Below are 26739 nucleotides of genomic sequence, written 5' to 3'. Positions count from 1 at the left end.
AACAGCAAAAGCAGACAGTCTCTCTGTCTGCTTCATCCTTTGTCACCCGATAATAACGCGCTCTTTCGGATAGTGGTAATTTGGTTTTGATGCTTTTGATCCGATAATGTAAATGAACGTAACAATGCCGATCCGTCCGATAAACATCAAGACCATTATGATGCATTTGCCGATCGTGCTCAGCTCTGCTGTAATTCCCATTGATAAGCCTGTCGTTCCGAATGCCGAACATACTTCAAAAAGAATTTCAATGAGCGTGAATTTTTCTGTAATTGAAAGAATAAACACGGACCCAAAACAAAGGACAAAGGCCATCAGCGTGACGACGAGTGATTTTTTCACATCATCCTCATGAAGTTCCCGTTTGAAGATCTTAATGGTTTTGTTTCCTTTGGCAAAGTGATAAAGGGCAAGCAAATTTAAAGCAAATGTCGTTGTCCTGATCCCTCCGCCTACTGAGCTTGGGGAAGCTCCGATAAACATCAGAGCGCACATGACGAGCAGCGTGGCTTCAGAAAACAGGCTGACATCCATCGTTGCAAGTCCCCCGCTTCGTGTGGCGGTTGACTGGAACAGGGAATAAAAAAAACTTTCGTGCCAGCTTTTCCCGCTGAAAAAAAACTGATACTCAAGCAGTGCGATCATAATCGTTCCGCCGATAACGAGCAAGGTATATGTGACAGTCGTCAGCTTTGTGAAAAGGGAAAACCTGTACTTGCCTTTTTTGCTGAAAAGAAAGGTTTTCACTTCAATCAGCACTGGAAATCCAATCGCTCCAAGCGTAATTAAAAGAATGATGACAAACTGAATAAAATAATCGTCCGCATATGGAATCATCGATGATCCCGTAATGTCGAAGCCTCCGTTTGTAGTTGCACTGACTGAATTAAAGAAACCGTGCAAATACGCTTCCTGCCAAGTGGGATAATAGTTTAAAAAGTAAGTTCCAAGAATCATGCCTCCGCAGAATTCAATGATCAAAATCAAAAACAGGACCTGCTTCATCAAGTTGACGATTCCGGAAAGGGCATACTGATTCTGATCAGCCATAATCAGTCTTCTTTCTCTAAGGCCAATTCGCTTGCCGACAATCAGCCAGACGAATGTTCCAAGCGTCATGACGCCAATCCCCCCGAACTGCAGCACAAACATCAGAATGAAAATGCCGGGTGTTGTCAGGGTATCTGCTACCGTTATGACGCTCAATCCTGTCACGCTTACAGCACTTACAGCTGTAAAAAGACCGTCCATAAACGTCCATTCTACTCCCGCCTGATGGGCTACAGGCAGGCTAAGCAAAGCAACCGAGACGGAGACAGCTATGGCATAATAAGCTACAATCAGCTGAAAAGGCGTTAATGATTGAAAAAAAGTTCTAGTTCGGTTCATGGATATCGTTCCTTAAAATTTAGGGTGAACTGCATGTTCTCTATCATAATGAAAACCTGGACGAATGAAAAGGGGTTCTCCAAAATTTATCTGTCGCGCCTATTTTCATTTTCAGCATGTGCAGACGAAAACATACTTTGGGTGAACAAACAAAAAAAGAGGAGACATCATCTCCTCAGATTCATACCCTCGTTATTTTGCTTCTAAACGGCGGATTCGCTCATCAAGGTCAGGATGAGTTGAAAAGAGGGCAAGCCCGCGTTTCCCGCTTATTTTCAATGACGCGACTGAAGATTGATCGCTGCTGATCCGCTGCGTGTATCCTTTCAGCATACGCAGAGCGTGCACCATTTTGTCCTTGCCTGCGAGATCGGCTCCTCCCTTGTCCGCGTGGAATTCTCTGTGGCGGGAGAAAGCAAAAACGACAAGGCTTCCAAGAATCGAAAACAGGATTTGGAACACTAAAACAGCAATAAAATGAACAATCGGCGCCATGTCCTCTCTTACAAACCTGGAAGCAATCCAAGCTGCAATTCTTGCCAGGAACACAACGAATGTGTTGACGATACCCTGCAGCAGAGTCATCGTCACCATATCGCCATTAGAGATATGGGCAACTTCATGGGCAAGAACACCCTCGACTGCAGCGTCATCCATTTCTTCAAGCAGACCTGTGGAAACGGCAACGAGAGAATTATTTTTAGACGGACCCGTTGCAAACGCATTGACCTCGCGGGACTGATAGATGCCCACTTCAGGCATTTTTCTGATGCCTGCAGCTCTTGCAAGTCTGTGAACGCGTTCTACAAGGTTTCGCTCATATGCAGATAAATTCTGATCCGGTTTCAGAACCTTTACGCCCATCATCATTTTAGCCATCCACTTTGACATGATCAAAGATATAAATGAGCCGGAGAAGCCGACAACGGCACTGAATACGAGCAGGCTGATGAGATCGATTCCACCTTCAGCCGTTACATAGGAGCCGACTCCAAGCAAAGATAAGACAATTCCTATTGTTGTCAGTACGAGAATATTGGTTAAAAGGAACAAAAAGATACGTTTTGCCATCTTGCACCCCCAAAGGTTTTGAGTTCATTTGAACTTATATTATAATTTATAGTATAAAGAATAAAGAGGAATAATCGCAAATACTAAGCACTTGGTAATGTTATGCAGCACGATCTGAAAATGGCTGCTTAAAGAACAGACACTTAAATGACAAAGAGGTGATGCGCATGAAAATACAGCTGAAACGCTCAGAAATGGCCAGACTGCTATTCACTCTGCAGGGTGAAACGGATGCAGCTCCGGCATCTATACTGAAAGAAATCGGGATCGACCCGTCTGATTTTCCTGATTTCATCAGAAGTTCCAAGCCTCTGCCAAGAGGACTTTCATCAAATGAAATTGTTTCACTTGCAAAACTGTGCGAACTGACTTCTTTAAAGTCCACATCGATTCAGAATTGGATAAAGAGGGATATGAAGGAACTGATCGGATCACCTGAACACGGCAAAAAATATTCAATCGAACAAGCAGCCATCCTCCTCATTGTGAGAGACCTGAAATCAGCATTTGATTTTGATACGATCAGGCATTTGCTGAAGCTGCTGTTTAATACATTATCAGACCGGAGCGATGATTTGATTTCACCATTGCGATACTATTCAGCTTACGGGACAATTCTTGAACGTATGGAATCGATCACGGTATTCTCGCTTTCTGAACATGAGCTCGAAAAGGATGTTCAGGATCAAATACAGGCGGCTCATGACCTTTTTCAGGATCTTCCGGAAGATGGCTGGAATCAGGTGAAGGATATTTTGACGATCACCGTGCTTTCCGTCATCACATCCTATCTTCAGAAGAGAACCCGTCTTTTTCTGCAGGAGCATTTTAAAGAAATGTAATTTACTCAATCTCTTCACCGCCTATCACAGGGCACAATTGCCAGTATAGATTGTCCGTTTGAAACAAGACTATAAACACAGCCATATGGCTGCAAACTTTTATGAAGGAGTTGAATATAATGGCACGCAGCAGCAATAAATTGCTTGTTCCAGGCATTGAACAGGCCCTGGATCAAATTAAATATGAAATTGCACAGGAATTTGGCGTTACGCTTGGTTCTGATACAGTTGCACGCTCTAACGGTTCTGTTGGAGGAGAAATCACGAAGCGCTTAGTCGCACAAGCACAGGCTGGTCTTGGCGGACAAGCTTCTAAAACTGAATAACATGGCAAAAACCGCAGGAAGCCTCCTGCGGTTTTCTTCTTTCTATCTATGTAGCAGGTGCCTATCCGGTCTGTTTTGCTTTCGCGGCACCCTATGTTTCAATCACGATCAGATCTTGACCCCTCATTATCATCATCGTCATTGTCGTCGTTGTCGTTCTCTTCATTTTCGTCGCGGTCATCATCCCGGTCACGATTGTAGCTGTTCCAGTATGAAGATCCATCGCGGCTGCCGGCGTCTCTGCTGTCATCATCTTCATCACGGGATTTCTCTTCATTCCGCTTTTTTTCTTTCTCTCTTTCTTTTCTCGCTTTATCTGCTTCTTTTCTTGATTGTTTTCCTTCAGCCTTTTCTTTTTCTGACTGATTCTCAATCTTCATGTCCGTTTCTTTTTCTTTAGGAGGTTTTGGAACAACAGGCTTTTTGTCGATTTCCTTGTCTTCGTCCTCTTTCAGGCCAGGCGCTTCTTTATCCTTTTTTGGCGCTTTAGGCGTATCTTTAACAGGAGGTGCCGTTTCAGGAGATTCCTTTTTGGCTGGTTCTGTCTCTTTCTCAGCCTTTTCCTCTTCATTGCGCTTTTCCGCTTCTTCTTTCTCTGCAGGATCAGCTTGTTCTGTTTTTTGAAGTCTTACATATTTACCAGTAGAAATCCCTTGTTCCACTGCTTTATTGCGTGTTTCAACATCTGTCTCTACCGCCTGAACATTCAGGCTTTGCTCCTTGTAGGACTCTTTCAGGCGCACAACATCTGCAAGCATTTTCTTTTTTGTCTCTTCATGCTTGTCATCTGCTGTTACCGTCGTCACAAAAATCTCTTTATCGTCTGTTAAATAGCCGAGAGATTTGCTTTTGTCCACAATGGTTGAAAAGACATCTGATACACTGCGTTTATTCATGTCTTTCAGTTCGGCAAGCATAGCCTTCCCATCTTCATTCATGGGTTCAATCCTTATGACTTTAAGTTCTTCATTTAATTGAAGCTCAAAGCTTGGATTGATATCAATCGTCATATAAGCATATACTCTGTCCTCTTTCAAAACGGGCAGCACGGTAAAAAAAATAAGAATAAGAGCTGCAACTGCAAGTAACCCGTTTCGAATTCCGCGCAGATTAAAAATACTTACTGATTTTGATGCTCTTTCGCTTGTATCTGAAAGCTGAAAAAAAGTAATTTCCTCACCCAGCTCGTATGAACGTTTTTGTTTTGCTGCTTTCAAAAATTGTCCATCAGGGGTAAGCAATGTAACATAATCATCATTACGGTCAACGACGATCCCTTTTTTCATGATTGAAGCACCCCTCTTATATAGTCTTTCAGATAAACGTAATCCCCCGATAAAATAATTGTCATGGCAATAATATATTTTCTGTTTCTCTCTATTGTTTTGCGGCTGACAGATACAAGCGATTCAAGCTGTTTAACTGGAAGCTGTTTTTTCGCAAACAAAATCCGCTTCAGCTCATCGTGCTCAATCAGAACTTGAGCTACTTTTATTGCATTTTGCCTTGCATCCATATGTTTTGGAGAATTCTCCATCAGCTCTGAAAAAGAAAGGCCGAACTCCTGGAGCACTTTATGGAAATAAACGATCTCTTCCCTCCGCTGCTCCTGTTCAATGAGCTTTTGATGCTCTTCAACGGACAGCTCCGCTTCTATCTTGCTCTGCGAAGCTTCGCCTTCTTCGTGTTCCTGAAGATCAATATTTACTGTTTGTGCGTTTCTTGCTTCTTTCCGAATATAGTCAATGACTTTTCTCTTTATAATCAATTCGGCAAAAGCGAGCAGGGAACTTCCCTTTTCAGTTGAATATTTTTCAATGGCCTCATTAAAGGCAATTAAACCAATGCTGAATTCATCGTCTTTTTCATCAATATACCTTTTGCACACCGAAGAAACGGTTTTTGCCACGAAAGGTTTATACTGGTCAATTAATGTGTTCTGCAATTGTTTGTCGCCGTCCTGGATCTGCAGGACAGTTTCTTCTAAAGTTGGTTTCTTTTTGCCAAGTTTAAACAACAGGCTAAGCACCGGTTCTCACCTCAGTTCTCCCATATTACTTCGTATAATCATAGCTAATTTGCCCTGAGAGCGCAAAGGAAGAAATTTGGAATCGTGAGAGCCTTGAGGTAAAGATGAACCTTTCAGGCGTTGATGAAGCAACAGATGAAGAATTATTAAGGTTGTTCTCCTTTCTTTTTTCTTACTAAACAGCTACGAAGCGAGTTTGGAATTTGAGGGTGTAATATTAGTTTTTTTACAAAAAGGTTACAAATAAAGGTGGGAATCCAGGGTAAAAGTTGATTAATTGTAAAAATTTTAATATAAATCATCCATTCCATCCATAAAATGTCATTTATCTTCAATAAAAAAAACACCCCGTAAAGGGTGCTTAATCAAGGCGGTCTTCAGCTTTTTCCACAAGCTTCTCTTCTTCTGATTCCGGCTGGATGCTTTCATCTTTGGATAACAGCCACCCGGCAACAGCGATTCCTGCAAGTACAATCCAGAAGATAAGCTTCCATGTTGCAGATTCAATGAAATGTTTATCGATGATGTTAATATCCGGGTGAGCGAGCGTGTACAAAGCAAGCTTCACTCCCACCCAGCCCACAATGACAAATGCAGCAGTCTCAAGACTCGGACGTTTTTGCAGCAGGGCGACAAAAAAGCTCGCTGCAAATCTCATGATAACCAGGCCAATGATGCCCCCGGCCAAAATGACGGCAAACTGTCCGCCATCCAGACCGCCGATTTCCGGCAGTCCCGTTGCAGGCAGTGTTACTGCAAGTGCGACTGCCGCAAGGATAGAATCAACCGCAAACGCAATGTCTGCAAGTTCCACTTTAAGGACCGTCATCCAAAAGCCTGATTCTTTTCTGTCCTTTTCACCATGCAAATCCTTTTTTAAAACGAATTTCTTCACTAAATGATTTATGGCAATAAACAGCAGATAAACAGCCCCTATTGCCTGTACCTGCCAGACATCCACCAAAAATGAAATTAAAAAAAGCGAGCCGAATCTCAGGACAAAAGCTCCTGCAAGTCCGTAAAACAGGGCTTTCTTCCTTTGATCATCAGGTAGGTGCTTAACCATCACGGCCATAACAAGAGCATTGTCTGCCGCAAGAATTCCCTCCAGTGCAATTAAAACAAGCAATACCCACCCGTATTCAAGCAAAAGGGCAACATCCATTCAACATTCCTCCTATATCTGTATTTTCTCTATATACCCAATTTCCTTTCACTCTTATCAAAAAAACATCTTTTCCTAATGTTGGAAAAGATGTTTCGGGAAATCCATGTCGGGATGCAGCAAGTGTTTTTAGCTGATTTTCTTATCCTGAGAAATGGCTGATGGCTTGATGGCTTTTCTTGTGATGAATTTGTACAAAATAAACGCAGCTACGATGACTGCAGCGGCAGGAAGAAGGTAATCGTTCGCCATTCCGCCCACCTGCTCCCATTTATCCCCAAGCTTAAATCCGAGATAAACATACAGGAATGTGATCGGCAGCATAGCTGCAAAGGTATAGATGGAAAATACCCAGACGTTCATTTTTGCCATGCCGCATGGAATGGAGATCAGCGTTCGGACTCCTGGCAGAAACCTTGCTGTAAAAGCAACCATAGCCCCGTTTTTTTCGAAAAACAAATCCGCTTTAGCGAGACTTTCTTCATTGATAAACATGTATTTTCCATATTTGATGAGGAAGGGTCTTCCTCCATAGCGGCCAAGTGCATAAAGGGTAAGCGGACCGATAGTACCGCCGATCGTGCCGGCAAGCACAGTGCCCCACAGCAGCATATCTCCCTGATACACCCAGTATCCGGCGAGCGGCAGAACAATCTCGGCAGGCACAAATTCAAAACAAAGAGCAAAAAGCACCCCAAAATAGGAGAGGTCTTTAAAGTACTCAATAAAAGCAAGTATGTAATGTTCCATATTCAGTTCCAGACTCCTTTATTCAAGGCTTTGAATCCGTGCAGTCCTTTCCTTTTATCAGAAGCAGCCGCACAAATCAGCCTTTCAGTTCTACAAGCTATCATACTATACATACCATTAAAAAGGGACAACTTTACAATACTTTTATTTTGGCATTTTTATGAACGCTTATTTTACAGGGGTGATGAAAATGGACTGGATTCAGGCGTTTATTTTGGGCGTCATTCAGGGACTGACGGAATTTCTTCCCATCAGTTCAACTGGCCATCTTTACTTGGGCAGAATGCTGTTTGGCATGAAGGACGGCGGGATTTTTCTCGATACGATGCTTCATATCGGCACATTTATCGCCCTGATTGTCTTTTACAAAGATATTCTATGGAAGCTTTTGAAACAGCCATTCAGCAAATTAACTCTTCTGCTTGCTGTTGGAACCTTGCCTGCGGTTGCGGCAGGTGTTTTCATCAGCGATTTTTTTGACGGCATCAGCAAATCAGGGGCAACGATCGGATGGGAGTTTCTTATTACCGGAGCATTTTTATGGTTTGCTGATTCCATAAAAAAAGGAGCAAAGAAACTCGATGACCTCACCGTTTTTGATGCCTTTTTCATCGGTTCCTTTCAGGCACTTGCCATCTTCCCTGCCATTTCAAGATCGGGAATGACGATCGTAGGGGCTCTTATGAGAGGAATTGACAAAGAAACAGCTGCTTATTTTTCGTTTCTTCTGTCAATCCCTGCTATTTTCGGAGCCATTCTTTTTCAAGTATCCGATTTGTTTTCAGGCGAGGCCGCGACTATTGGCTTCTTTCCTCTTTTCGTTGCAACGCTAAGTGCTGCACTGACAGGATATGTGGCTGTTAAGTGGATGATCCAATTTGTGAAGAATCATTCGTTGAGGGGCTTTGCGGTTTACGTATGGGTATTGGGAGCGGTTATTCTATTCATTCAGTTTAAGGGGTAACAGAAAAACAGCGGAGCCTTTTCCGCTGTTTTTTAGTGTTTGTTTTTCCTGCCGTAAAGCATCTTTAAAAGCGACTTTACTTTCGTGTACTTGTTTTTGTAAGGATACCACTGCATCTCTGTCTTTTTTCTGCCCCTGTCCACCATGACTGATTTCTCATGACAAAAGCGGCGGATTCCGTCCTTGCCGTGATACTTTCCGATTCCGCTCTGTTTCACTCCTCCGAAAGGGAGATGCTGGTTGGCTATGGACATCATCACATCATTAATAACGGCGTTACCAGTTTCAAGTCTTGAAGTAACACGCTTGGCTTTTTTAAGATCTTTGCTCCAGACGCTTGCATTCAGCCCGTAGACCGAATCATTGGCCAGAGCAATGGCTTCTTCTTCAGACTGAAACGGCATGACGGCTGCAACAGGCCCAAAGGTTTCATCCTGCATAATTTTCATGTGCTGCTTTACGTCTGCAAATACCATCGGCTTAATGAACAGGCCTTCTGACAGCTCCCAGTTTTCAGGAAGCGCCCCCGCAATGAGTCGTGCGCCACCCTCAACAGCATCTTCCACGTGGTCCTTTATCACTGAAAGCTGCGACGGATGTGTCATCGCGCCGATATCATCATCCTCACCCCGCCCCTGCTTCAGCTTGACTGTTTCGGATACGAGCAGATCAAGAAATGTTTCATACACAGCCTCCTGCACATAAATTCTCTCTGTACTCATGCAGACCTGCCCGCTGTTTGTGAAGGAACCCCATGCAGCAGCCTTCGCTGCTCTTTCAAGATTTGCATCTTCAAAAACGATGAAGGGGTCCTTCCCGCCAAGCTCCAGTGTAACGGGAATCAGGGTCTTTGCGGCTTCTTCCTGAATCTTCTTGCCTGCAGCAGCAGACCCTGTAAAAAAGATAAAATCCGGTTTAGCCTTAACCAGCGTCTGCCCCGTTTCCTTTCCACCATGAACAACCTGAATGACTCCATCCGGAAAACCTGCAAGCTGGACGGCTTTTTCAATAAACAATCCTGTTTCAGCGGTTATTTCCGAAGGCTTCAAAATAACGGTATTTCCTGCCGCCAGAGCATTTACGACAGGCACGAGTGCGAGCTGGAGGGGATAATTCCATGGCGAAATAATGAGAGCGGCTCCTCTTGGCATATATTCAATGTAGCTTTTTTTCCCTATAAAGTGGATCGGTGTTTTAACACGCCTCGCCTTCAAACTTTTTTCAGCATTTTTCTCAAGAAAGGACAATGTGTCAAGGACAGGCATTAAATCTGCTGTAACAGCTTCTATTTTTACTTTTCCGGTGTCGGCTGCGAGAACTTCAATGCATTCCTCCATATGGTCAATCAGTACGTGTTTGAGCTTTTTCAGATATGACAACCGTTCACCTGTACTCTTTTCTCTCCAGGAGGCAAACGCTCTTCTTGAAGAATTCATGATTTGGCTGATGCGGAAATCAGATGTCTGATCAACGGATCCTGCCACTGCCATTTCAGCCGAGTTTAATTTTGCCGCAGATTTACTGTGCTCCATGTCTTCCCCTCCTGTTCTTTTCTAGAAATATTCCCATTTAAAAAGATCATAAACAATAAACAGCTGAACGGAAGCTGCACATTATCACAGAAATTCTGGCAAACCTAATGATATATCATCAAGGAAAGCAGGAGATCTGATATGCACACCATTTGGAAAGGATCCATCAGTTTTGGACTGGTCAATATACCGGTTAAATTATATGCCGCTACTGAAGATAAAGATGTGAAACTGAGGAATTTGCACAGTAAATGCCATACACCCATTCAATATGAAAAGAAATGCCCGAACTGTGATGAAGCAGTCGGAAATGACGACATTGTAAAAGGCTACGAATACGTAAAAGGAAAATTTGTCATCCTTGAAGAAGATGAACTCAAGCAGCTCAAGCAGGAGCTTGAAGATAAAGCGGTTGAAATTATCGACTTTGTCAACCTTGATGAAATCGATCCGATCTACTTTAATCGCTCTTATTTTATAGGCCCCGGCGAAAATGGAGCAAAGGCATATTCCCTTCTTCGCGAAGCCCTGCTGAAATCGGGTAAGATCGGTGTTGCAGAAATGACCATCCGTTCCAAACAGCAGCTCGCCGTTTTGAGGGTATACCAGAATACGATTGTAATGGAAACCATTCATTACCCGGATGAAGTCCGAAAAGCATCAGACGTTCCAAGTGTCCCGGAGAAGACAGATCTGGGGGAAAAGGAACTTGATACAGCAATCATGCTCATTGACCAGCTGACAACCTCTTTCAATCCAGAATCTTATAAAGATGACTACCGGGAAGCACTCCTGAATCTGATCCAGAAAAAAGCCGGCAAGAATGAGGGCAAAACACCTGCAGATGCTCCGCGTGAAAATGTCGTTGACTTGATGAGCGCCCTTCAGGCAAGCATTGACAAATCCAAAGAAAAGCCGGCAGCAAAAGAACCAGCTGCAAAAACAAAGAAAAAACCGGAAGCCGGCAAAAAAACGAAAACAGCCAGAAAAAAAGCGTAAGGACAGTCCCGCTGAGCGATCAGCGGGATTCCTGCTGTCCCCCAATCCATTTCGCGGCATCAAGCAGAGAAGGAAAATTCATATCCGCGCCATGATCAGTTGAGCCGACCAGAATGGTTTTGGTTCCGGCTTTTTTTCCGGCCATTATATCCACATCCCTGTCACCGATCATGTAACTTTCTTCTATTGTAATGCCATGCCGTTCAGCAAGATCTGTAATCATGAGAGAACCGGGCTTTCTGCATTCGCAGCCGGCATGCGGGGAATGTGCACAATAGGCGACCTCTTCGATTTTCCCTCCCGCTTTTTCAATCTCTTCAACCATTTTACGGTGGATATCTTTAAGGACAGCCTCTTTCATATACCCAAGTCCAACTCCGCCCTGATTGGTGACGACAAACACTTTATAGCCTTTATCGCACAGAATCCGCACGCCCTCTGCAGCGCCGGCAAGCAGATAAAGCTGAGAGGGATTGTTCACAAAGCGGACCCTCTCTGTAAGCACTTCGTTTATCACACCATCACGGTCCAAAAATACGGCTTTCATCATTAGAACATCCTTTCATAAACAAATCGTTAATAAGAAATAGTAAGAGTAATAAAAAGCAAAGGAAGTCTGCTATGTATGTAAAACCAATGCTTCCATCTCTTTCTTTAAAGAAGCCTGAAGGAAGCCAATGGAGCTTTGAAATAAAATTTGACGGATTCAGAGCCCTTCTTTCCATCTCAGAATCAGCCATTTCCTTTACAAGCCGGAACGGAAAAGACCTTGCTCCTCTTTTTCCCGAAATCATAGAAGCTGTCCGTTCAAGCTTTTCCAAGTTTCAGCCGTTTATGCCTTGTACACTTGACGGGGAATTAACCGTTTTGCAAAGTGCGCACAAAGCATCATTTGAGAAGATTCAAAAGCGGGGCAGGCTGAAAAAGGAGGAGAATATCCAGCGTGCAGTACACACTGATCCATGTACGTTTTTGGTGTTTGATCTTATAGAGTGCGCCGGTGAAAAGACAGCTGCTTCCCCTTTAAAAATCAGAAAGGAGAAACTCTTATCTCTTTCTGAAGCATGCGGTTTTCCGCTCACCCCCGCACCCGGGGAAGTCCGCATACAATATGTCCCCTCTTTCTCAGACGGAGATGCCCTGTTTAAGAATGCGATACGCCATGACTCAGAAGGAATTGTGGCGAAAGATCTAACCAGCAGGTGGGAGCCGGGCATCCGGACAAAAAACTGGCTCAAAATAAAAAACTATAAATACGGCCTTGTATTTATTCTCGGATATGACAAGAAAAACGGATACTTTAAAACCGGCACATACGATCACGGCACGATTAAGGAAGCCGGTGTATTTTCCCACGGGCTTGAGGGGGAAAAAAGAGAATCCCTAGTGGAGATTCTCAGACAAAATAAAGAGACGGAAGATTCCCAATGGATTACGATTGCTCCAGCAATCTGTGTGGAACTTCAATTTCTCGGACTGTACAAAAATCAATTGCGTGAGCCTTCATTTCATGCGTTCAGATTTGACCTTTCTCATGAACTCTGCACATGGTCACAGCTTAAAGTACATTCTGTTTCCGTTCATGAAGACATTCAGCTTACTAACCCTGACAAGCCTCTTTGGAACAAACCGGTGAGGTCAAAGGAAGATTATCTTGCTTACTTGATTGATGTTTCTGAAAGCATGCTCCCTTTTCTTGAAGATAAACACTTGACTGTCATCCGCTATCCGCACGGTACTTCTGATGAAGCTTTTTATCAGAAAAACTGCCCTGACTACGCGCCGGATTTTATTAAAACATCATTACATGAAGGAATAGAGTACATTCTCTGCAACGACCACTCCACTTTATTGTGGCTCGGCAACCAGGGTGCCATCGAATTTCACGTTCCCTTTCAGACCCGAAAGTCCCATCAGCCAAATGAAATCGTATTTGACCTTGACCCGCCTTCAAGAAATGAATTTGGACTTGCTGTAAAAGCGGCTCTTGAAATGCACAAACTATTTGAATCATTCTCTCTTACGTCTTTTCCAAAGCTTTCAGGAGGAAAAGGCATCCAGATTCACATCCCCATAACGGAGGGGACATTTTCCTACGAGCAGACGAGAAGCTTTACAGAATTTATTGCTTCTTATCTTGTACAGGTATTCCCTGAAGCATTTACGATTGAACGACTGAAGAAAAACCGCGGAAACAGGCTGTATGTCGATTATATTCAGCATGCAGAAGGAAAGACCATCATCTCACCCTATTCTCTCAGGGGAAATCCTGCCGGAGCCTATGCAGCAGCACCGCTCTATTGGGAGGAAGTAAAGGACAGCCTTAATCCCGACTCCTATACAATGAACACTGTTGCCGATCGCCTGCAGGATCAGCCATGTCCATTTGCAGATTTTTTTACATCTCCGCAGGATAAAGTGATAACGCAAATCCTGCATTTCATCGAGGAGCAAAAATCAAAAGAATAACAGCGCCATGATCCCGAATTTATTAAGCCAAACATAATTCACCTGGAGAATGACAAAAATAAGTCATACTCTTATATAAATGAGGCCTGACCTATGCCGAATTTTTTTTGGTTCTTTCTCCTTCTCGCAGCAACCGCAGCGCTTGCTTATGCAGCTGCTCGAAAAGACCGTCTCATGCTCGTTCCTCTGTGGCTGTTAAATGCGGGGCTTGCGATTATTTTTGAAGTAGTCATCTTTGTTTTCTTTCATTCTTATACATATAAACCGGAAGTTTTCAGTGACCCTTTCTCAGACAGCTCATTTGGCTCTATTTTCAGCCAGCTCATGATTGTCCCGATGATTGGAGTCACAGCTGCATTTTACAGGCTCACCTTTCCGGTGATGCTGCTGATCAGTTTTGGCATGTCAGCTGTAGAATTGTTCTTTTTGCATTTGGGGATTTATGAGCATCACTGGTGGAAAGTTTACTATACAACTTTGCTGCTGCCTGTTGCCTTTCTCATTTCATCCTGGTGGTACAGGCTGCTGAAAAAGGACAATCAGCCCGCTGCCAAACTCGGCCTTTACTTTATGAATTTGAGCGTATCCTTAACAATCACATGGGCAGCAACCGTTCCGCTTACCATGTATTTGTTTCAGCCGGGATGGTTTGAAAATCCCGTCCGTGATCATCTTGCAGCAAACTCGGTCTTTTTCAGCATTGCCTGCTTTTTTTACACACTGATCGTCCTAATCCGCCGCAGAGCCATTAAACTGCTGCTTTTTCTTATCCTTCTCATCACTCACTATTGCCTGCTGGAAAATGGATTATTTACTTATCACACCGGCTTCGCCTCGTTCACAGCGCTCCATCTGTTCTTTATCGCAGTGAGCTGCCTGATGTGGAAATGGACACAGGATGCTGTCAAACTTCACGCTGATTAAAAATAAAAAATCCCGGATTCGGGATTTTTTATCTGAAAAGCAAATGCTGACTGTGAACGCCTGCTTTTTTCAGCAAAGCCATCAGCTGCTGCTGTTCGTCGATGGACAGGCCGGAGAAAGCCCGGGCCATCCGCAATGTATGTACCGGATAGATCTCATCCAGGTAGGTTCTTCCTTTTTCAGTAAGATTGGCATAAACAGAACGCTTGTCTTTTGGATCCTGCTCCCTGTATATAAATTCATTCTTTTCCAGCTTATCAATCACATACGTAACATTCCCGCTGACAAGCAAAAGACGCGAGCCAATTTGCTGAAGCTTCTGCGGTCCTTTCGTATAAAGAAGTTCAAGCACTGAAAACTCTGTCGGGTTAAACCCGTGTTCCTTGCTGTCACGGATTGAATGTTCAGAAACACTCTTAAATGCTCTCGCAAACGTTTTAAAAAGATTCAGTGCAAGTTCAAGTTCTTCATTTGTATAAGACTTCATTCTCATCGCCCTCTTACCTTAACATTGTGAAGATATCTAAAAATTCAAAAAACCATATGGATTATTTTACTACGAAAACACTGTTTTTTAAAGGCTTCTTTCATGCTGGAACTTTGACTCATTCAGTAAGACGAGATCCTCTTTTTTATTGATATTTGCAAATTGGTCAGGCCGGTCAAAATGCGATTGATCGAGCATAAGCGGCTCTGCGGCATGCAGCAGTGACATCATTTTCAGTTCCCTGTCCTCAAGCTGTTTCTGCAGTACAGGAAGCAGCGAGCAATGGTACATCGCACAAAGCGGATGAACTTTTCCGTTTATAACAGGTACAACAGCTGAATGTCCAGCCGTTTTCAACCCCGTAAAGACAGAGAGAGTCTGCCGGTCAATAAGCGGCATGTCACAAGCAAGGACCAGGTACCATTCAGATTTTACTATTTTCATAGCCGAGTAAATTCCGGCAAGCGGTCCAAGTCCTTTAAAAGGAGGACAGTCTTCAAAACTTGTGATCCCGGGATCTTTCCATTTGCGCCCGGAGACTGCCGCAGTATCTGATACCGCTTTCAATTCCGTATATGAATGCGAGAGGAATGTGCCGTTTTTGTATGGTTCACATGCCTTGTCAGACTGAAAGCGCCGCGACATTCCGCCGGCCAGTACAATACCTGCAACTGTCATAAATGCCTCCGGTAACTTCTTTTTATCATCTTACCACAATTTCGTGTCCCGAGGCTATCTTCTCTTTTTCCCTCTGTTCCTGCACCGCGAGTTTTCCAGACAGCAAAAAAAGCCGGAGAACCTCTCGGCTTTTGGCGGGGATTTCATGAGGAAAGCTGATTAGAAGAATGGCATCAATTTTGCAAATTTCGCCCGCTCTGAAGAGCATAAACCCGTATTCTACGGCTGCACAGGTTTTTTATGGGTGAGTTTCATAAAAGGCACACTGCTGTAAAAATGCTGATATTCCTTTTTTAATTCAGACAGCGTCATGCTGCTAAGCACCTCTTGGTCGTATATGCCGAGCGAGTTCAATTTCCTGCTGTAAAAAACCCTTTGATCTTCAAGAGCTTTCCTGAACAATTTGCTCATTTTTCACTTCTCCTTTCAAACTGTCTAGTTATCACTTTACCCGCTGATTGTAAGTCCACGGTTAAGCCAGTGTAAAAGTTCAGCTGAATGTGTTAAAAAGCCGTAAACGGTCAAGACTAGTCTCAGGATCTTACATGGAGGAGGCTTGACGATGAAGCATATCCGCCCGATTGCTTATCGTACACGTGACGAACGGCATCAAATCTATTTTCTGAATACACTTGAACCGAAAAACGAACAGCTGTATATTGCTGAATTCAAATCCGGGATACTGCTGCTTTTATGTGCCTATGAACACAGATATGACCGCTTCAGCGATGTAACTTCTATGTTTACAGAAGACTATCTTTTTGAGCTCAGTCATTTTTTAACGAATTTTCTTCCTTCCCGAATGGCCAGAAGATCAGGATGACTTTTTCAGGCATGAGTTTTGCATGTACCTCAGAAATTCATGCGCATCCTTTCCGATTTCATTCTGCAGATCCTCAAGCATTTCATCCCTCCTTACATCCAGTTCTACAATCATCCTGGCAATTTCAGCTGCCTTCTTCAAATCCATGGTGTCTCCTCCTTCAATCTGTTAATTCAAGTGTAATGAGAAAAGATTCATAAATCATCATTGTTGTTAAATAAACTCACAATGTTTTTCATAAACCTGACAATTCATGTTAGATTTTCTGACAAAAGTGCACTTCAACTCATTTCCATAAGGTATAATTGGAAAAAGAAATGAAAGTGCGGGGTGGAAAAATGGAACAGCAAGACCACTCATATAAAGATAAAAAAGTGATTTCAATCGGGATTGTAAGCGAGCTTACCGGGTTATCCCTGCGCCAGATCCGCTATTACGAGGAGAGGCATCTGATTTCTCCGCAGCGGACCTCAAGAGGCACACGAAAGTATTCTTTTTCGGATGTAGAACGATTAATGGACATTGCCAACAAACGAGAAGACGGCGTGCAGACGAATGAAATTCTGAAAGAAATGCGCAAGAAGGAAATGCGTTCTAACCCTGATTACCGCAAAAAAATGCTTGAAGGCCAGCTGAACGCACAGTTCCACTTCCGCAATAAAAAATGAGGCGCCGTGCGGCACCTCATTTTTTTATAGTTTAAACCGGTTTACAAGCTGTGTAAGTCTTGATGAGACGGCAGCCAGTGAATCAGCATGTCCTGATATCTCTTCCATGGACTGGCTTGACTGTTCTGCAGAAGCAGCAGTCTGCTCAATCCCTGCCGCAGCCTCCTCCGATACAGATGCAATGCTCGAAATGGAATCATTCATGACTTCGCTGCTTTTCATAATACGGTTTAAATCCTTTTGAATGGTCGTGATTCTTCCCGACATCTCTTCAATGTACTCTTTTATCTCGGAAAAACTTTCCCCTGTCTGACTGATGGATGCAGACCCTTTGACAATTTGCTTATATCCATCCTTCAGGTTTTCAGCCACCTCTTCCGTTTCTTTACGGACATTGCTGACTATCTTGTTAATATCAACAACCGAGCTTGATACCTGTTCAGCAAGTTTTCTGACCTCATCTGCGACAACCGCAAACCCTCTGCCGTGATCCCCCGCTCTGGCAGCTTCAATCGCTGCGTTTAGAGCAAGAAGATTTGTCTGATCTGCGATGCTCTGAATGACATCCACCAAAGTGGATATTTTCTCTGACTGCTCATCCAGATGCTCTACTTTTTCAACAGTTGTTTCCATGAGTCCATTAATGCGGTTCATCTGATTCACAGATTCATTCATAAGTTCATACCCCGCATACGAATGAGTGAGGACTTCAGCTGATGCCTTTGCAACAGCCTCCCCGCTCTGATTCGCTACGTAAATGGATTCCATCAGTTCACCCATCGTTTCAGAAAGATCCGAAGCGGAAGATGCCTGCGTTTCAGCTCCCGATGAAAGCTCCTGCATCGTTGACGCAATTTGTTCGCTTCCTGCTTTTAACTCTTTTGAAGAAGCCTGCAGCTGACCGCTTTGCGCTGAAACAACAACTGATGCTTCCGAAATGTCCCGGACAATTCCGCTCAGCTGCACATTCATTTCATTTACAGTTGCAACAAGACTGCCGATTTCATCTTTCGAATCAAGGGACATAGGCTCATGATTCAGCTGCCCTTTTGAAATATCCTCCATCCTTTTGGCGATGGAATGAATTGGTTTCGTCAAGGCATTTGAAATCCGGACAGAAAGAAAAATACCCGCTCCGATAATTAGCAGTGACAAAACAATTCCAAGGATATTAATCAATCTTCCCTGACTGATGATGGCGTCACCATCTCTTACAATCGATTTTTCGCGCTCTGCAGCCAGGGCGTCAAAACCCTTTGTAAGCTCATCCGCAAGATTCTGAACATCGCCTCTCAACGTCTGATTGGCTGTCACTCTCATTCCGGAATCAAAGCTTTTAATCACATCTTCCTCAACCATCTTCTCCCACTCGGAACTCTTTTCCATAAGCTCTCTGCTTTTAGGATTCACACTTCGTTCAAGCAGGTTTTTCTGAAGAGATTTGCTTTCTTCCGTCAATTCATAATACTGATCTTTGTATTCATCTTTTCCATAAATGAAGTATGCCCTGATCAAAGAAACCCGCTGCGTGATATTGTCCCTCAGCTTCCCTTCAGCAAGCAGCGACTGCATATCCTCCTGCACAATTTTCTTCGTCTGGCTGTTGACCATCGTGAAACCGGCAATCGTAAACCCAGCCATCAGCAGGCTGAGCACCATGATAATCGAAAAACTCCCCAGCAGCTTGCCCTTCAATGTGAGGTTTGACCTCTTCTTTACATTCCATAATTTTAACTTCTTCATTTCCAGACCTCCCTTTTAACCAAATCTGCCTAGTATGTATGTGTGCAAAAAGACTTATACACCATACATCGGCCATTTTGGCAGAATATTTAGCAAATCGGCAGGTCAAAAGAATGAATGGAGCAATTGATGGGGGAAAGTGTTGCTATTGACGGTTTAGAACACTTACTTGGTTCAATTGATGAGGGAAAGTGCTGCTATTGACGGTATAGAACACTTACTTGGTTCAATTGATGAGGGAAAGTGTTGCTACTAGCGGTTTAGAACACTTACTTGGTTCAATGGTTAAGGGAAAATGTTGCAATTGGCGGTATAGAACACTTACTTGGTTTGATTGATGAGGGAAAGTGTTGCTATTCACGGTATAGAACACTTACTTGGTTCAATTGATGAGGGAAAGTGTTGCTATTGACGGTATAGAACACTTACTTGGTTCAATTGATGAGGGAAAGTGTTGCTATTCACGGTATAGAACACTTACTTGGTTCAATTGATGAGGGAAAGTGTTGTTAGTAGAGAATGATCCACGCAGCACTCCAACGAATGCCACCACAAACTAGGTTTCACTCCAGTTAAAAGTGGCACCACTACAGCGAATGACGCCACAAACTAGAATTCACTCCCGGTAAAAGTGGCACCACTACAGTGAATGATGCCACATACTAGGATCCTTCTACGATAAAAGTGGCACCACTACAGCGAATGACGCCACAAACTAAGACCCTTCTCCGATAAAAGCGGCAACACTAGTATAAAAACACACAAACACGAATCCATTCATAGACTTTAAACATAAAAAAACCAAACTAGCACCCTAGTTCGGTTTTTTTTTACTAAAAATAGTATCGAGCCAAACTCGCTGGTCACAGCCTATGTTTAAAGATTAAACAATTTTTGGATGATCCGGCTCCGAAACAATCTTCGGGTGATCAGGTTCAGAAACAATTTTCGGATGGTCCGGTTCTGAGAAAAGTCCAACTCCCGCTGCAAATGCCAGAGAGAATACGCCAGTGGTTAATCCAACTAATAGTTTCTTCATGAATCATTCTCCTCTTTTCCTAATTTGAATAAGCTCTTTTTAAAGCATGACATACGATTTGATAGTAGTGTGCCGCTGATTTATATTTGTGGCGCTCTTCGAAGTAAGAGGCCATGAGCTCCGAGTATTCGATAATATATTGCTGCTTTTCATGTTCAATAAAGTATGGAATTACCACTTCCAGCATAAAGAATTCAAATTCAGCTGAAAGGTTGCCTTTTAGCAGAGAAGCATAGACTTTAAAATGATAAGCATATTCCTGATTAGGATTCTGCTTTAAAATGGTTTGGCCTTCAAGAATCCACTTTTCGGCCTCCTCTTTCTTGTCCAGCTGGTAATAGGCGTAGAGAATGGAGAAAATTGTGCTTAACGCCTCATGTTTATTTTTGTACTTCAAGGCCTCGTTGTAATGAATAATTGCCTGCTCGTATTTTTTGGTGATAGAACTTAAATACCCCATGTTATGGCAGATCATGCCCAGTAAACTTTTATCATTCAGCTGTTCGGCTATTTTTCGGGCAAGCTGATAGCTTTCCTCTGACCTGCTGTACTCCTCACACCTCAAATAATTAATCCCAAGCAGAATCTGGCACTCAGCACACCTCATTAAATCATATCTTGACTGGTAGATATTTAATGCGAAGTGAGTATATTGAATGACCAGGGCTGCCTTTCGCAGCTGGCTGAGGGTAAGGGCGATTGAATAATAGAGATCCGCTTCTTCCCATTTTTCAAAGGGGAGATGCTTCGTTAAAAACCGTTCAGCTCCTTTAAGATGCATGAGGGCTGAGGAATATTTGCTCTGAAGGTAGTGATGAAGCCCGACGAATTTCTCGTAATAGTACGTCATTTTTTCTTCAAAGATATCTTTATAGAGGCTGATTTTCTCAAGCTTTGCTTCTGCTTCTGCAAAATCTCTTTCTGTGAGCAAGTATCTGAACTCAAAAAGAACAAAATACAGCATGGCTGTTGTGTCGCTTGTGGAATGGATTTTCTCCCGGAGCTCTTCGTATCTTTTTTTGAGAGTATCCTGCCTGCGGTGAACGATATCATGGTACCAGTCAAACAGGGACTTCATGAGCGGAATTTCTTCTTCTTCGATGAGGTTGATTGTAAGTCTGCTGCAGAGGAAATCCAACACCTCGATGCTTGCTGTGGTCTGGTTATTTTCAATTTTCGATAAGTATGAAGTGGAAATGATGCCTCTAGACAGTTCCTCCTGGGTCATATTCTGCTGTATGCGATAGAACCTTATCCGACTTCCGATTTCCATGGGCAGCACCTCATCTACTAATCTGTATATGTCATTCTCTCTTTATTATGACGATTCCTTGTCGTTTCGTATTGGGAAAATAGACTTAATTTTCCGAAATTAATTGAAAAAATACGACCTTATTTCCCAATATTAAAAGTTGTGAGGAAACACCCCTCTGCTTTTCTGCACTAAGCGGTGAAAAAAGGCTCATTTTTCCCAATACAAGACCTTCTATTAAAATGGTAGCATAATTAATAGAATAGTCAATCTATTCAGTTATTTATTCTAGGGGGGAATTTGATGAAAAAGAAAAAGATTTTCAGTCTGCTTCTTGCTGCTATTCTAGCTTTCACAATGGCATTTTCCATCCAGCCGGCAGGAGCGGAGACAGTAAAAAAAGATTACCTCATCGGGATGAAACCAACTGTTAAAGATTCTAAAATGAAGGCATCTATCATCTCCGGTTTCGGGGGCAAGGTCAAGCATCAATATAAATATATGAATGTTGTTCATGCCACCCTGCCGGATCAGGCAGCGGCAGCACTCGAGAAAAACCCGAACGTACTGTTTGTTGAAGAGGATTTCCAAGCAAAGGCCATTGGACAATCGGTGCCTTACGGAATCTCACAAATTAAAGCAGACGCTGTTCAGGCGTCAGGGGTGAAAGGAAGCGGTGTAAAAGTTGCCATTCTCGATTCCGGAATTGACGCTTCCCATGAAGATCTGAATGTTTCTGGCGGAGCAAGCTTTATCCCAAATGAGCCCGATCCATTTGTTGATGGAGACAGTCACGGGACTCATGTAGCAGGTACTGTAGCAGCATTAAATAATACAGTTGGAGTGCTTGGTACTGCACCGGACGTTTCTCTTTATGCTGTAAAGGTTCTTGATTCGACAGGAAGCGGCAGCTACAGTGGAATCGCACAGGGAATTGAGTGGGCTGTTGCTAATGGTATGGATGTTATTAACATGAGCCTCGGCGGCAGTCAGGATTCAACAGCTCTTAAACAGGCCGTAGACCTCGCTTACAGCAGAGGAGTAGTCGTTGTTGCTGCTGCAGGAAACAGCGGAACAAAGGGCAAACGGAATACGATTGGCTATCCTGCCAAATACAGTTCTGCCATTGCTGTTGGAGCCGTTGATTCAGCAAATGCCAGAGCTTCATTTTCAAGTGTCGGCAGCGAACTTGAAGTGATGGCTCCGGGTGTAAATATTTTAAGTTCGGTTCCTGGAAATAAGTATGCATCATTTAATGGAACTTCAATGGCTTCGCCTCATGTAGCTGGTGCTGCAGCCCTTATTTTGTCAAAATATCCATCCATGTCTAATACAGAAGTCCGAAGCAGGCTGAAAAGCACTGCTCTGCCTTTGGGCGACCCATTTTATTATGGTGCGGGATTGATTAATGTCCAGGCCGCCATTCAATAAAGCAAAAGAGCTCACGTCCTGCGTGAGCTCTTTTCTATCTTTAAACAATTTTCAATTCCACTTCAATATTACCTTTGACCGCTTTTGAATACGGGCATACGCCGTGAGCTTTTTGAACAAGCTCCATCGCGCGTTCTTCTGAGACCTCTGGAATATGAACTTCAAGTACAACCGACAGTCCAAAGCCGGAGTCATCTTTGCCGATCGAAACGTGGGAAGTGACTTTTGTCTGGCCAATTTTCTCACGCTCAGTACGGGCAACCAGGTTCAGTGCACTGTCAAAACATGCTGCATACCCTGCGGCAAACAGCTGTTCCGGGTTCGTTCCTTCTCCGCCGCGTCCTCCCAGCGCTTTCGGCATCTCAATTGCAAGATCCAGGAAATTGTCAGAGGTCTGCACCCGTCCTTCCCTGCCGCCAATGGCTGATGCTGTTGCAGTGTATAGCTTTTGCATGTGAATCTCTCCTTTGATTTTGTATAATTTAATTGTGCACAATTTATTTTTGCAAAACTAATATAACAAGGGTATACTGTTCTTGTCAAATATGAAATGTCAGGAGAATCATTCATCATGGCATCAGAAAACTCTCTCAGCCTGGAGCAGCAGCTATGCTTTTCCATTTATGCCTGTTCAAGAGAAATGACAAAACTGTACAGGCCCATACTCCAGGAACTGGGGCTGACCTACCCTCAATACCTTGTCATGCTTGTTCTCTGGGAACAGGAAGAAATCAGTGTAAAAGCACTTGGAAAGGAATTGTTCCTGGATTCCGGCACTCTTACTCCGCTGCTGAAAAGACTGGAAGAAGCCGGTTTTGTTCAGCGCAACCGCTCAAAAAAAGATGAACGCAAAGTAAATATCTGTTTGACAGAGCGCGGCAGAAAACTTCAAACAGAAGCATACCGCGTTCCAGAATATATGCTTTCAGCGAGCGGACTCAATCAGGAAGATTTTGAACGATTAAACCTTGAGTTCAGAAATTTACTGAAAAAGCTGACGTCTATCAATACAAATGTTTAAAAAAGGAAAAAATGGACGATATATAGATTAATAACGCATGCAGAGGAGCGGTGGTATGTTGAACCGAATGGACATGTTAATCGAAAAATATCGGAAGAAAATGGTAGAGAGCGCTAAACGTGAAGGGCTGAGTTCCGCTTCCACAGTCAGGGCAAGCCAGCAGCTGGACCGCCTCTTAAACATTGGCAGCAGAATCCAGGATGCTTCTAATTGAAATCATATATAAAGCCGGGTGAAACCAATCAGGTATCACCCGGCTTTTTTCTGTTCATTTGCTGGATTCGGCAAGAATATATAATATTGGAATATTTTTGAAGTTTTACATGAACTTAAAAGGAAACTTATGTCATAATAGAGGATGGACTTCCAGCTTTACCGGCTTCAGTCCTAAGTAGTTAATATTTGCGGCCGGAACTTGTAAATGGAAAGGAGACATTTTACGAATGCAAAAAACGGCGATGCTTTTTTTATTTCTCGGACTGCTGGTGCTGCTTGGAGGGTGCACTGAAAACATAGCCAAAGAACCTGCCTCTACAAAAAACAGCTCATCTTCAGGTTCAGGTGCGAACATTGATGATGACGCGGAAGCGGTTATAGATGAACCTATAAATGAGAAGAAGGAATCTGCTCCTAAAGAAGCAGATTCCTCCTCTGTAAAAAGCGGCGATCCAAAAGACATTGAAAAGAGCGGGGCTGATGATGACAGCTCCAGGCAGACAGACTCACTGAACAGCTACTCCACCGAAGAAATTGAATACGCAAGAGTGTGGGCTCAGCTTGGTCCGAATCAGGAGATTGATGAGCTCAATATCAGGCATATTCCCCCGGGAGAACCTGTCAATCCCAATATAGACAACAGTGCAGTCTATCCGGAAGACGTCATTCAGTTATCCGGCTCCCGTTTAGTTGATGGATCGGTTACTTACAGAGGAAATGGCGACGGAACCATTCATGTGTATGCGACCCCGATGCGCTGGGAAGCTCCCCCTCCCGGTACTGATGAAAAAGAACTTCAAAAAGATACAGAAGATATCCTGAACAACACAAAGCTCGTTTCTATTGAACCAAGGGATGGTCAGGAGATTATCAGCTTGATTGAAAAGTTAGTGTTCCGCTGATATCCATATAAAAAACCAGGCTCAACATCTGAGCCTGGTTTTTCATTAATACCGTTTCAACGCCGTTTCTATTCAGATCACTCTTATTTTTTTTCCGTAATCTGATCAACAAAATCAACAATGATCCGGTCATCTTCCGTTTCCCTGACGCGCAGGACAATCGCTTTTCTCTCCGTCTGGTCATCCTGGTCATAATAGGCGCGGTAAACGTAAAAGCTTTCTTCCTGAAAATCAAAATCCTTTAGTTCCAGATTGTCAATTCCCCATTTTTTCTTGAGGGAAATCAATTCTTCGGGTGTATGATAAGCTCCTTTGAGGTAAAGGTCTTTCATCTCCCTTTCATCTTCTTCTAAAATTGCCTCTAACATATCTTCTGCTGCAACAAGCCTCCGGTCTCTTCCTTCGTCTTCGTCCCTGCAGCCTGACAGAAGAAAAGCAAATAAGGCTGTCATGAGAAAGAGCGTAACTTTTTTCACTAAAGTCCTCCTGCGCTCTGCAAAAGACACGTCTTCTGCGTCAGCTTGATAATGTAGACATGTGATCCGGCAGGCTGAACGTTATTTTCTGCATCGCTTCGTTCCAGTCTATTTTCAGCTTCTCGCCAACATCAATATCACAGAGATTTCTTATTTCGCTTGGTATGGTCACGGTTCCTTTGCTGCTTATAATGGTTTCGTTTTCAAATGTGCTGCTGTCATTTTTCATCAGCTGTATCGTTCTGCCGTCTGTTCGTACAATGACACGCTCACCTGACTGTATGTTTAGTTTTTTTCGTATATAGGAAGGAATCATCACTTGACCATTTGACCAAATTTTCACGAAAAATGGGCCTTTTTTCAACGATCTCACTCCATTCCTTTTTAAGATGCCTTCAATTATATCATAAAAAGAGCATCATTTCTCCTCCCGGCTATGCTGTTAAAGCTGCTTCCGGGCTGTTGAGCTTCTAAGAACAAGTTCGGTCGGCAGCAGATAATCCCTGCCTTCTATCCCTTCATTCAGAGCCTGGTAAATCAAGTGGGCCGCGAGAGACCCAATTTCGTAGTTAGACTGCTTAACGGTTGACAGCGGCGGAGAGATATACTGAGAGATTTCTATGTCGTCAAATCCAATGATAGAGAGATCATGCGGTATTTTTAAACCCGCTTCCTTAAAAGCTTTAATCGCACCTACCGCCATTTCGTCATTTGCGCAGAAAACAGCAGACGGGGCGTTCCCCTGCATCATGAGAATTTTGCCCGCAGAGTATCCGCCTTCGCGTGTATACTGGCCTTGAAGAATCCAGCTTGGATGGAGATGAATTCCCGAGTCTTTCAGAGCCTGCTTATAGCCTTCAAAACGGAGCTGATTGTCGCGGTTATGCGACGGTCCCCCAATATAGGCAAGCTCTTTATGGCCAAGATCGATGAGATGCTGCGTTGCCTGATATCCGCCTGAAAAATTATCGACGAGGACATGAATGATGCTGTCACTGTCGAGCTTGCGGTCAAGAACGATAATCGGAAAATCTTCTCTGACGGACTGCAGAATCAGCTCATCCGGAAGGCTTTCAGCAAGAATGATGACCCCGTCTACTCTTCGTTCTCTTAAAAATTTTGTCGCAGTACATACATTTCCGCCGATGGCGCTGCAGGCAATCAGCCCGTATTTGTGAGTGAGAAGGGTATCCTGTGCGCCTCTCATCAATTCTGAATAAAAAGGTCCTGACAGGTCCTGGACAATGATGCCGATTGTTTCTGTTTTGCTGCGCTTTAAATCCCTGGCTATCCCGTTTTTCTGATAATTCAGGGTTTTGGCAGCTTCCAGAACGCGTTTTGCCGTTTCTGAATTGACTCTTGAATTATTGTTTAATGCATAGGATGCTGTGGAAACAGCAACACCGGCCAATTTTGCAACATCTTTGATTGTGGCCATTCTTCTCCACCTTACTTTCATGGCTTCTTCTGAATTACTTGAACAGAGTTTTGCGCGGGGTGCTTGGGGTGAATAAAGAGAGGAAAGGTTTTTTTGGAAATAACC

31 protein-coding genes are annotated in these 26739 nt (G+C 43.4%); 12 read left to right on the top strand and 19 right to left on the bottom strand.

Annotated features, from left to right (window positions below; translation table 11 throughout):
• Positions 1–42: 42 nt before the first annotated feature.
• Together AZ46_RS02410 and htpX are read right to left on the bottom strand one after the other, a co-directional pair.
• Positions 43–1389 carry a TrkH family potassium uptake protein gene (locus tag AZ46_RS02410; protein ID WP_029281802.1) on the bottom strand — a complete coding sequence of 449 codons (1347 nt, stop codon included), beginning with the start codon at positions 1387–1389 and terminating at the stop codon, positions 43–45.
• A 192-nt stretch (positions 1390–1581) separates the two neighbouring features.
• Positions 1582–2460, bottom strand: coding sequence for a protease HtpX (htpX, locus tag AZ46_RS02405; RefSeq protein WP_029281804.1), 879 nt, complete (start codon positions 2458–2460; stop codon positions 1582–1584).
• A gap of 167 nt (positions 2461–2627) precedes the next feature.
• On the opposite strand from htpX, the gene AZ46_RS02400 reads away from it, so the two are divergent.
• Positions 2628–3302 carry a DUF1836 domain-containing protein gene (locus tag AZ46_RS02400; protein WP_051865117.1) on the top strand — a complete coding sequence of 225 codons (675 nt, stop codon included), beginning with the start codon at positions 2628–2630 and terminating at the stop codon, positions 3300–3302.
• Positions 3303–3421: 119 nt separating this feature from the next.
• The gene (locus AZ46_RS02395) at positions 3422–3628 is read left to right on the top strand and encodes an alpha/beta-type small acid-soluble spore protein (RefSeq protein ID WP_029281808.1); all 207 of its coding nucleotides are present in this window, start codon (positions 3422–3424) and stop codon (positions 3626–3628) included.
• Positions 3629–3726: 98 nt separating this feature from the next.
• Here AZ46_RS02395 and AZ46_RS02390 read toward each other — a convergent pair whose 3' ends face one another.
• From AZ46_RS02390 to AZ46_RS02375, 4 genes are all read right to left on the bottom strand, one after another.
• The gene (locus AZ46_RS02390) at positions 3727–4914 is read right to left on the bottom strand and encodes an anti-sigma factor domain-containing protein (RefSeq protein WP_029281810.1); all 1188 of its coding nucleotides are present in this window, start codon (positions 4912–4914) and stop codon (positions 3727–3729) included.
• Complete coding sequence (gene sigI, locus AZ46_RS02385) at positions 4911–5657, bottom strand: RNA polymerase sigma factor SigI (protein WP_029281812.1); 747 nt, start codon at positions 5655–5657, stop codon at positions 4911–4913. The genes AZ46_RS02390 and sigI overlap by 4 nt, the downstream gene beginning before the upstream one ends.
• Positions 5658–6018: 361 nt before the next feature.
• A complete protein-coding gene (locus tag AZ46_RS02380) occupies positions 6019–6822 on the bottom strand; it encodes a TerC family protein (protein WP_029281814.1) in 804 nt (267 codons plus the stop codon).
• Between the two features lie 129 nt (positions 6823–6951).
• A complete protein-coding gene (locus AZ46_RS02375) occupies positions 6952–7572 on the bottom strand; it encodes a DedA family protein (protein ID WP_029281816.1) in 621 nt (206 codons plus the stop codon).
• 190 nt (positions 7573–7762) lie between these two features.
• Between AZ46_RS02375 and AZ46_RS02370 the strand changes: the two genes are divergently transcribed.
• The gene (locus AZ46_RS02370; RefSeq protein ID WP_029281819.1) at positions 7763–8536 is read left to right on the top strand and encodes an undecaprenyl-diphosphate phosphatase; all 774 of its coding nucleotides are present in this window, start codon (positions 7763–7765) and stop codon (positions 8534–8536) included.
• Positions 8537–8568: 32 nt separating this feature from the next.
• On the opposite strand, the gene AZ46_RS02365 is transcribed toward AZ46_RS02370, so the two are convergent.
• A complete protein-coding gene (locus AZ46_RS02365; RefSeq protein WP_081870118.1) occupies positions 8569–10068 on the bottom strand; it encodes an aldehyde dehydrogenase family protein in 1500 nt (499 codons plus the stop codon).
• 141 nt (positions 10069–10209) lie between these two features.
• Here AZ46_RS02365 and ku point away from each other — a divergent pair, with 141 nt between their 5' ends.
• A complete protein-coding gene (gene ku / locus AZ46_RS02360; RefSeq protein WP_029281822.1) occupies positions 10210–11067 on the top strand; it encodes a non-homologous end joining protein Ku in 858 nt (285 codons plus the stop codon).
• A 19-nt stretch (positions 11068–11086) separates the two neighbouring features.
• Here ku and AZ46_RS02355 read toward each other — a convergent pair whose 3' ends face one another.
• Positions 11087–11617, bottom strand: a complete 531-nt coding sequence (locus AZ46_RS02355; RefSeq protein ID WP_029281825.1) for a D-glycero-alpha-D-manno-heptose-1,7-bisphosphate 7-phosphatase — start codon at positions 11615–11617, stop codon at positions 11087–11089.
• A 71-nt stretch (positions 11618–11688) separates the two neighbouring features.
• Here AZ46_RS02355 and AZ46_RS02350 point away from each other — a divergent pair, with 71 nt between their 5' ends.
• Positions 11689–13536, top strand: a complete 1848-nt coding sequence (locus AZ46_RS02350) for a DNA ligase D (protein WP_029281827.1) — start codon at positions 11689–11691, stop codon at positions 13534–13536.
• A gap of 93 nt (positions 13537–13629) precedes the next feature.
• On the top strand, positions 13630–14460 hold the full coding sequence (locus AZ46_RS02345; protein WP_029281829.1) for a hypothetical protein: 831 nt from the start codon (positions 13630–13632) through the stop codon (positions 14458–14460).
• 28 nt (positions 14461–14488) lie between these two features.
• On the opposite strand, the gene AZ46_RS02340 is transcribed toward AZ46_RS02345, so the two are convergent.
• From AZ46_RS02340 to AZ46_RS02325, 3 genes are all read right to left on the bottom strand, one after another.
• Positions 14489–14947: a MarR family winged helix-turn-helix transcriptional regulator gene (locus AZ46_RS02340; RefSeq protein ID WP_369732696.1), complete on the bottom strand. Its 459-nt coding sequence runs from the start codon at positions 14945–14947 to the stop codon at positions 14489–14491.
• 87 nt (positions 14948–15034) lie between these two features.
• Positions 15035–15625: a molybdenum cofactor guanylyltransferase gene (gene mobA / locus AZ46_RS02335; RefSeq protein ID WP_051827036.1), complete on the bottom strand. Its 591-nt coding sequence runs from the start codon at positions 15623–15625 to the stop codon at positions 15035–15037.
• 219 nt (positions 15626–15844) lie between these two features.
• The gene (locus tag AZ46_RS02325; RefSeq protein ID WP_029281836.1) at positions 15845–16036 is read right to left on the bottom strand and encodes a hypothetical protein; all 192 of its coding nucleotides are present in this window, start codon (positions 16034–16036) and stop codon (positions 15845–15847) included.
• Positions 16037–16187: 151 nt separating this feature from the next.
• Here AZ46_RS02325 and AZ46_RS02320 point away from each other — a divergent pair, with 151 nt between their 5' ends.
• Positions 16188–16448 (top strand): hypothetical protein, encoded by a 261-nt coding sequence (locus AZ46_RS02320; RefSeq protein ID WP_029281838.1) that lies wholly within the window; start codon positions 16188–16190, stop codon positions 16446–16448.
• Here AZ46_RS02320 and AZ46_RS22115 read toward each other — a convergent pair.
• Complete coding sequence (locus AZ46_RS22115) at positions 16440–16595, bottom strand: hypothetical protein (RefSeq protein ID WP_168713756.1); 156 nt, start codon at positions 16593–16595, stop codon at positions 16440–16442. The genes AZ46_RS02320 and AZ46_RS22115 overlap by 9 nt on opposite strands.
• A 191-nt stretch (positions 16596–16786) precedes the next feature.
• Between AZ46_RS22115 and AZ46_RS02315 the strand changes: the two genes are divergently transcribed.
• Positions 16787–17116 carry a MerR family transcriptional regulator gene (locus tag AZ46_RS02315; RefSeq protein ID WP_029281840.1) on the top strand — a complete coding sequence of 110 codons (330 nt, stop codon included), beginning with the start codon at positions 16787–16789 and terminating at the stop codon, positions 17114–17116.
• Between the two features lie 24 nt (positions 17117–17140).
• Here AZ46_RS02315 and AZ46_RS02310 read toward each other — a convergent pair whose 3' ends face one another.
• The 3 genes from AZ46_RS02310 to AZ46_RS02305 form a co-directional block, all read right to left on the bottom strand.
• Positions 17141–18859: a methyl-accepting chemotaxis protein gene (locus tag AZ46_RS02310; protein WP_029281841.1), complete on the bottom strand. Its 1719-nt coding sequence runs from the start codon at positions 18857–18859 to the stop codon at positions 17141–17143.
• A gap of 883 nt (positions 18860–19742) precedes the next feature.
• Complete coding sequence (locus tag AZ46_RS21840; RefSeq protein ID WP_158001601.1) at positions 19743–19898, bottom strand: hypothetical protein; 156 nt, start codon at positions 19896–19898, stop codon at positions 19743–19745.
• A gap of 19 nt (positions 19899–19917) precedes the next feature.
• On the bottom strand, positions 19918–21171 hold the full coding sequence (locus tag AZ46_RS02305) for a helix-turn-helix domain-containing protein (protein ID WP_029281842.1): 1254 nt from the start codon (positions 21169–21171) through the stop codon (positions 19918–19920).
• Between the two features lie 282 nt (positions 21172–21453).
• Between AZ46_RS02305 and AZ46_RS02300 the strand changes: the two genes are divergently transcribed.
• Positions 21454–22581, top strand: coding sequence for a S8 family peptidase (locus tag AZ46_RS02300; protein WP_029281843.1), 1128 nt, complete (start codon positions 21454–21456; stop codon positions 22579–22581).
• 40 nt (positions 22582–22621) lie between these two features.
• Here AZ46_RS02300 and AZ46_RS02295 read toward each other — a convergent pair whose 3' ends face one another.
• Positions 22622–23035 carry an organic hydroperoxide resistance protein gene (locus AZ46_RS02295; protein ID WP_029281844.1) on the bottom strand — a complete coding sequence of 138 codons (414 nt, stop codon included), beginning with the start codon at positions 23033–23035 and terminating at the stop codon, positions 22622–22624.
• A gap of 117 nt (positions 23036–23152) precedes the next feature.
• On the opposite strand from AZ46_RS02295, the gene AZ46_RS02290 reads away from it, so the two are divergent.
• From AZ46_RS02290 to AZ46_RS02285, 3 genes are all read left to right on the top strand, one after another.
• Entirely contained in the window at positions 23153–23602 is a 450-nt protein-coding gene (locus AZ46_RS02290; protein ID WP_029281845.1) for a MarR family winged helix-turn-helix transcriptional regulator, read from the top strand.
• 55 nt (positions 23603–23657) lie between these two features.
• Positions 23658–23816, top strand: coding sequence for an aspartyl-phosphate phosphatase Spo0E family protein (locus tag AZ46_RS21365; RefSeq protein ID WP_161781193.1), 159 nt, complete (start codon positions 23658–23660; stop codon positions 23814–23816).
• Positions 23817–24045: 229 nt separating this feature from the next.
• The gene (locus AZ46_RS02285; RefSeq protein ID WP_029281846.1) at positions 24046–24720 is read left to right on the top strand and encodes a hypothetical protein; all 675 of its coding nucleotides are present in this window, start codon (positions 24046–24048) and stop codon (positions 24718–24720) included.
• 83 nt (positions 24721–24803) lie between these two features.
• On the opposite strand, the gene AZ46_RS02280 is transcribed toward AZ46_RS02285, so the two are convergent.
• From AZ46_RS02280 to AZ46_RS02270, 3 genes are all read right to left on the bottom strand, one after another.
• Positions 24804–25196: a hypothetical protein gene (locus AZ46_RS02280; protein WP_051865115.1), complete on the bottom strand. Its 393-nt coding sequence runs from the start codon at positions 25194–25196 to the stop codon at positions 24804–24806.
• Between the two features lie 40 nt (positions 25197–25236).
• Positions 25237–25560, bottom strand: a complete 324-nt coding sequence (locus tag AZ46_RS02275) for an AbrB/MazE/SpoVT family DNA-binding domain-containing protein (protein ID WP_029281848.1) — start codon at positions 25558–25560, stop codon at positions 25237–25239.
• A gap of 78 nt (positions 25561–25638) precedes the next feature.
• Complete coding sequence (locus AZ46_RS02270) at positions 25639–26634, bottom strand: LacI family DNA-binding transcriptional regulator (RefSeq protein ID WP_029281850.1); 996 nt, start codon at positions 26632–26634, stop codon at positions 25639–25641.
• Positions 26635–26739: the final 105 nt, after the last annotated feature.

The sequence above is a fragment of the Metabacillus indicus LMG 22858 genome (genome assembly GCF_000708755.2).
GTDB classification, from domain to species: Bacteria; Bacillota; Bacilli; order Bacillales; family Bacillaceae; genus Bacillus_P; species Bacillus_P indicus.
This window is presented reverse-complemented; position numbering and strand designations above follow the sequence as displayed.

Coding starts and splice junctions, on each gene's coding strand:
- AZ46_RS02410 (WP_029281802.1), bottom strand. CDS start 1,389: ATGAACCGAACTAGAACTTTTTTTCAATCATTAACGCCTTTTCAGCTG.
- htpX (WP_029281804.1), bottom strand. CDS start 2,460: ATGGCAAAACGTATCTTTTTGTTCCTTTTAACCAATATTCTCGTACTG.
- AZ46_RS02400 (WP_051865117.1), top strand. CDS start 2,628: ATGAAAATACAGCTGAAACGCTCAGAAATGGCCAGACTGCTATTCACT.
- AZ46_RS02395 (WP_029281808.1), top strand. CDS start 3,422: ATGGCACGCAGCAGCAATAAATTGCTTGTTCCAGGCATTGAACAGGCC.
- AZ46_RS02390 (WP_029281810.1), bottom strand. CDS start 4,914: ATGAAAAAAGGGATCGTCGTTGACCGTAATGATGATTATGTTACATTG.
- AZ46_RS02380 (WP_029281814.1), bottom strand. CDS start 6,822: ATGGATGTTGCCCTTTTGCTTGAATACGGGTGGGTATTGCTTGTTTTA.
- AZ46_RS02375 (WP_029281816.1), bottom strand. CDS start 7,572: ATGGAACATTACATACTTGCTTTTATTGAGTACTTTAAAGACCTCTCC.
- AZ46_RS02370 (WP_029281819.1), top strand. CDS start 7,763: ATGGACTGGATTCAGGCGTTTATTTTGGGCGTCATTCAGGGACTGACG.
- AZ46_RS02365 (WP_081870118.1), bottom strand. CDS start 10,068: ATGGAGCACAGTAAATCTGCGGCAAAATTAAACTCGGCTGAAATGGCA.
- ku (WP_029281822.1), top strand. CDS start 10,210: ATGCACACCATTTGGAAAGGATCCATCAGTTTTGGACTGGTCAATATA.
- AZ46_RS02355 (WP_029281825.1), bottom strand. CDS start 11,617: ATGATGAAAGCCGTATTTTTGGACCGTGATGGTGTGATAAACGAAGTG.
- AZ46_RS02350 (WP_029281827.1), top strand. CDS start 11,689: ATGTATGTAAAACCAATGCTTCCATCTCTTTCTTTAAAGAAGCCTGAA.
- AZ46_RS02345 (WP_029281829.1), top strand. CDS start 13,630: ATGCCGAATTTTTTTTGGTTCTTTCTCCTTCTCGCAGCAACCGCAGCG.
- AZ46_RS02340 (WP_369732696.1), bottom strand. CDS start 14,947: ATGAAGTCTTATACAAATGAAGAACTTGAACTTGCACTGAATCTTTTT.
- mobA (WP_051827036.1), bottom strand. CDS start 15,625: ATGACAGTTGCAGGTATTGTACTGGCCGGCGGAATGTCGCGGCGCTTT.
- AZ46_RS02325 (WP_029281836.1), bottom strand. CDS start 16,036: ATGAGCAAATTGTTCAGGAAAGCTCTTGAAGATCAAAGGGTTTTTTAC.
- AZ46_RS02320 (WP_029281838.1), top strand. CDS start 16,188: ATGAAGCATATCCGCCCGATTGCTTATCGTACACGTGACGAACGGCAT.
- AZ46_RS22115 (WP_168713756.1), bottom strand. CDS start 16,595: ATGGATTTGAAGAAGGCAGCTGAAATTGCCAGGATGATTGTAGAACTG.
- AZ46_RS02315 (WP_029281840.1), top strand. CDS start 16,787: ATGGAACAGCAAGACCACTCATATAAAGATAAAAAAGTGATTTCAATC.
- AZ46_RS02310 (WP_029281841.1), bottom strand. CDS start 18,859: ATGAAGAAGTTAAAATTATGGAATGTAAAGAAGAGGTCAAACCTCACA.
- AZ46_RS21840 (WP_158001601.1), bottom strand. CDS start 19,898: ATGAAGAAACTATTAGTTGGATTAACCACTGGCGTATTCTCTCTGGCA.
- AZ46_RS02305 (WP_029281842.1), bottom strand. CDS start 21,171: ATGGAAATCGGAAGTCGGATAAGGTTCTATCGCATACAGCAGAATATG.
- AZ46_RS02300 (WP_029281843.1), top strand. CDS start 21,454: ATGAAAAAGAAAAAGATTTTCAGTCTGCTTCTTGCTGCTATTCTAGCT.
- AZ46_RS02295 (WP_029281844.1), bottom strand. CDS start 23,035: ATGCAAAAGCTATACACTGCAACAGCATCAGCCATTGGCGGCAGGGAA.
- AZ46_RS02290 (WP_029281845.1), top strand. CDS start 23,153: ATGGCATCAGAAAACTCTCTCAGCCTGGAGCAGCAGCTATGCTTTTCC.
- AZ46_RS21365 (WP_161781193.1), top strand. CDS start 23,658: ATGTTGAACCGAATGGACATGTTAATCGAAAAATATCGGAAGAAAATG.
- AZ46_RS02285 (WP_029281846.1), top strand. CDS start 24,046: ATGCAAAAAACGGCGATGCTTTTTTTATTTCTCGGACTGCTGGTGCTG.
- AZ46_RS02270 (WP_029281850.1), bottom strand. CDS start 26,634: ATGGCCACAATCAAAGATGTTGCAAAATTGGCCGGTGTTGCTGTTTCC.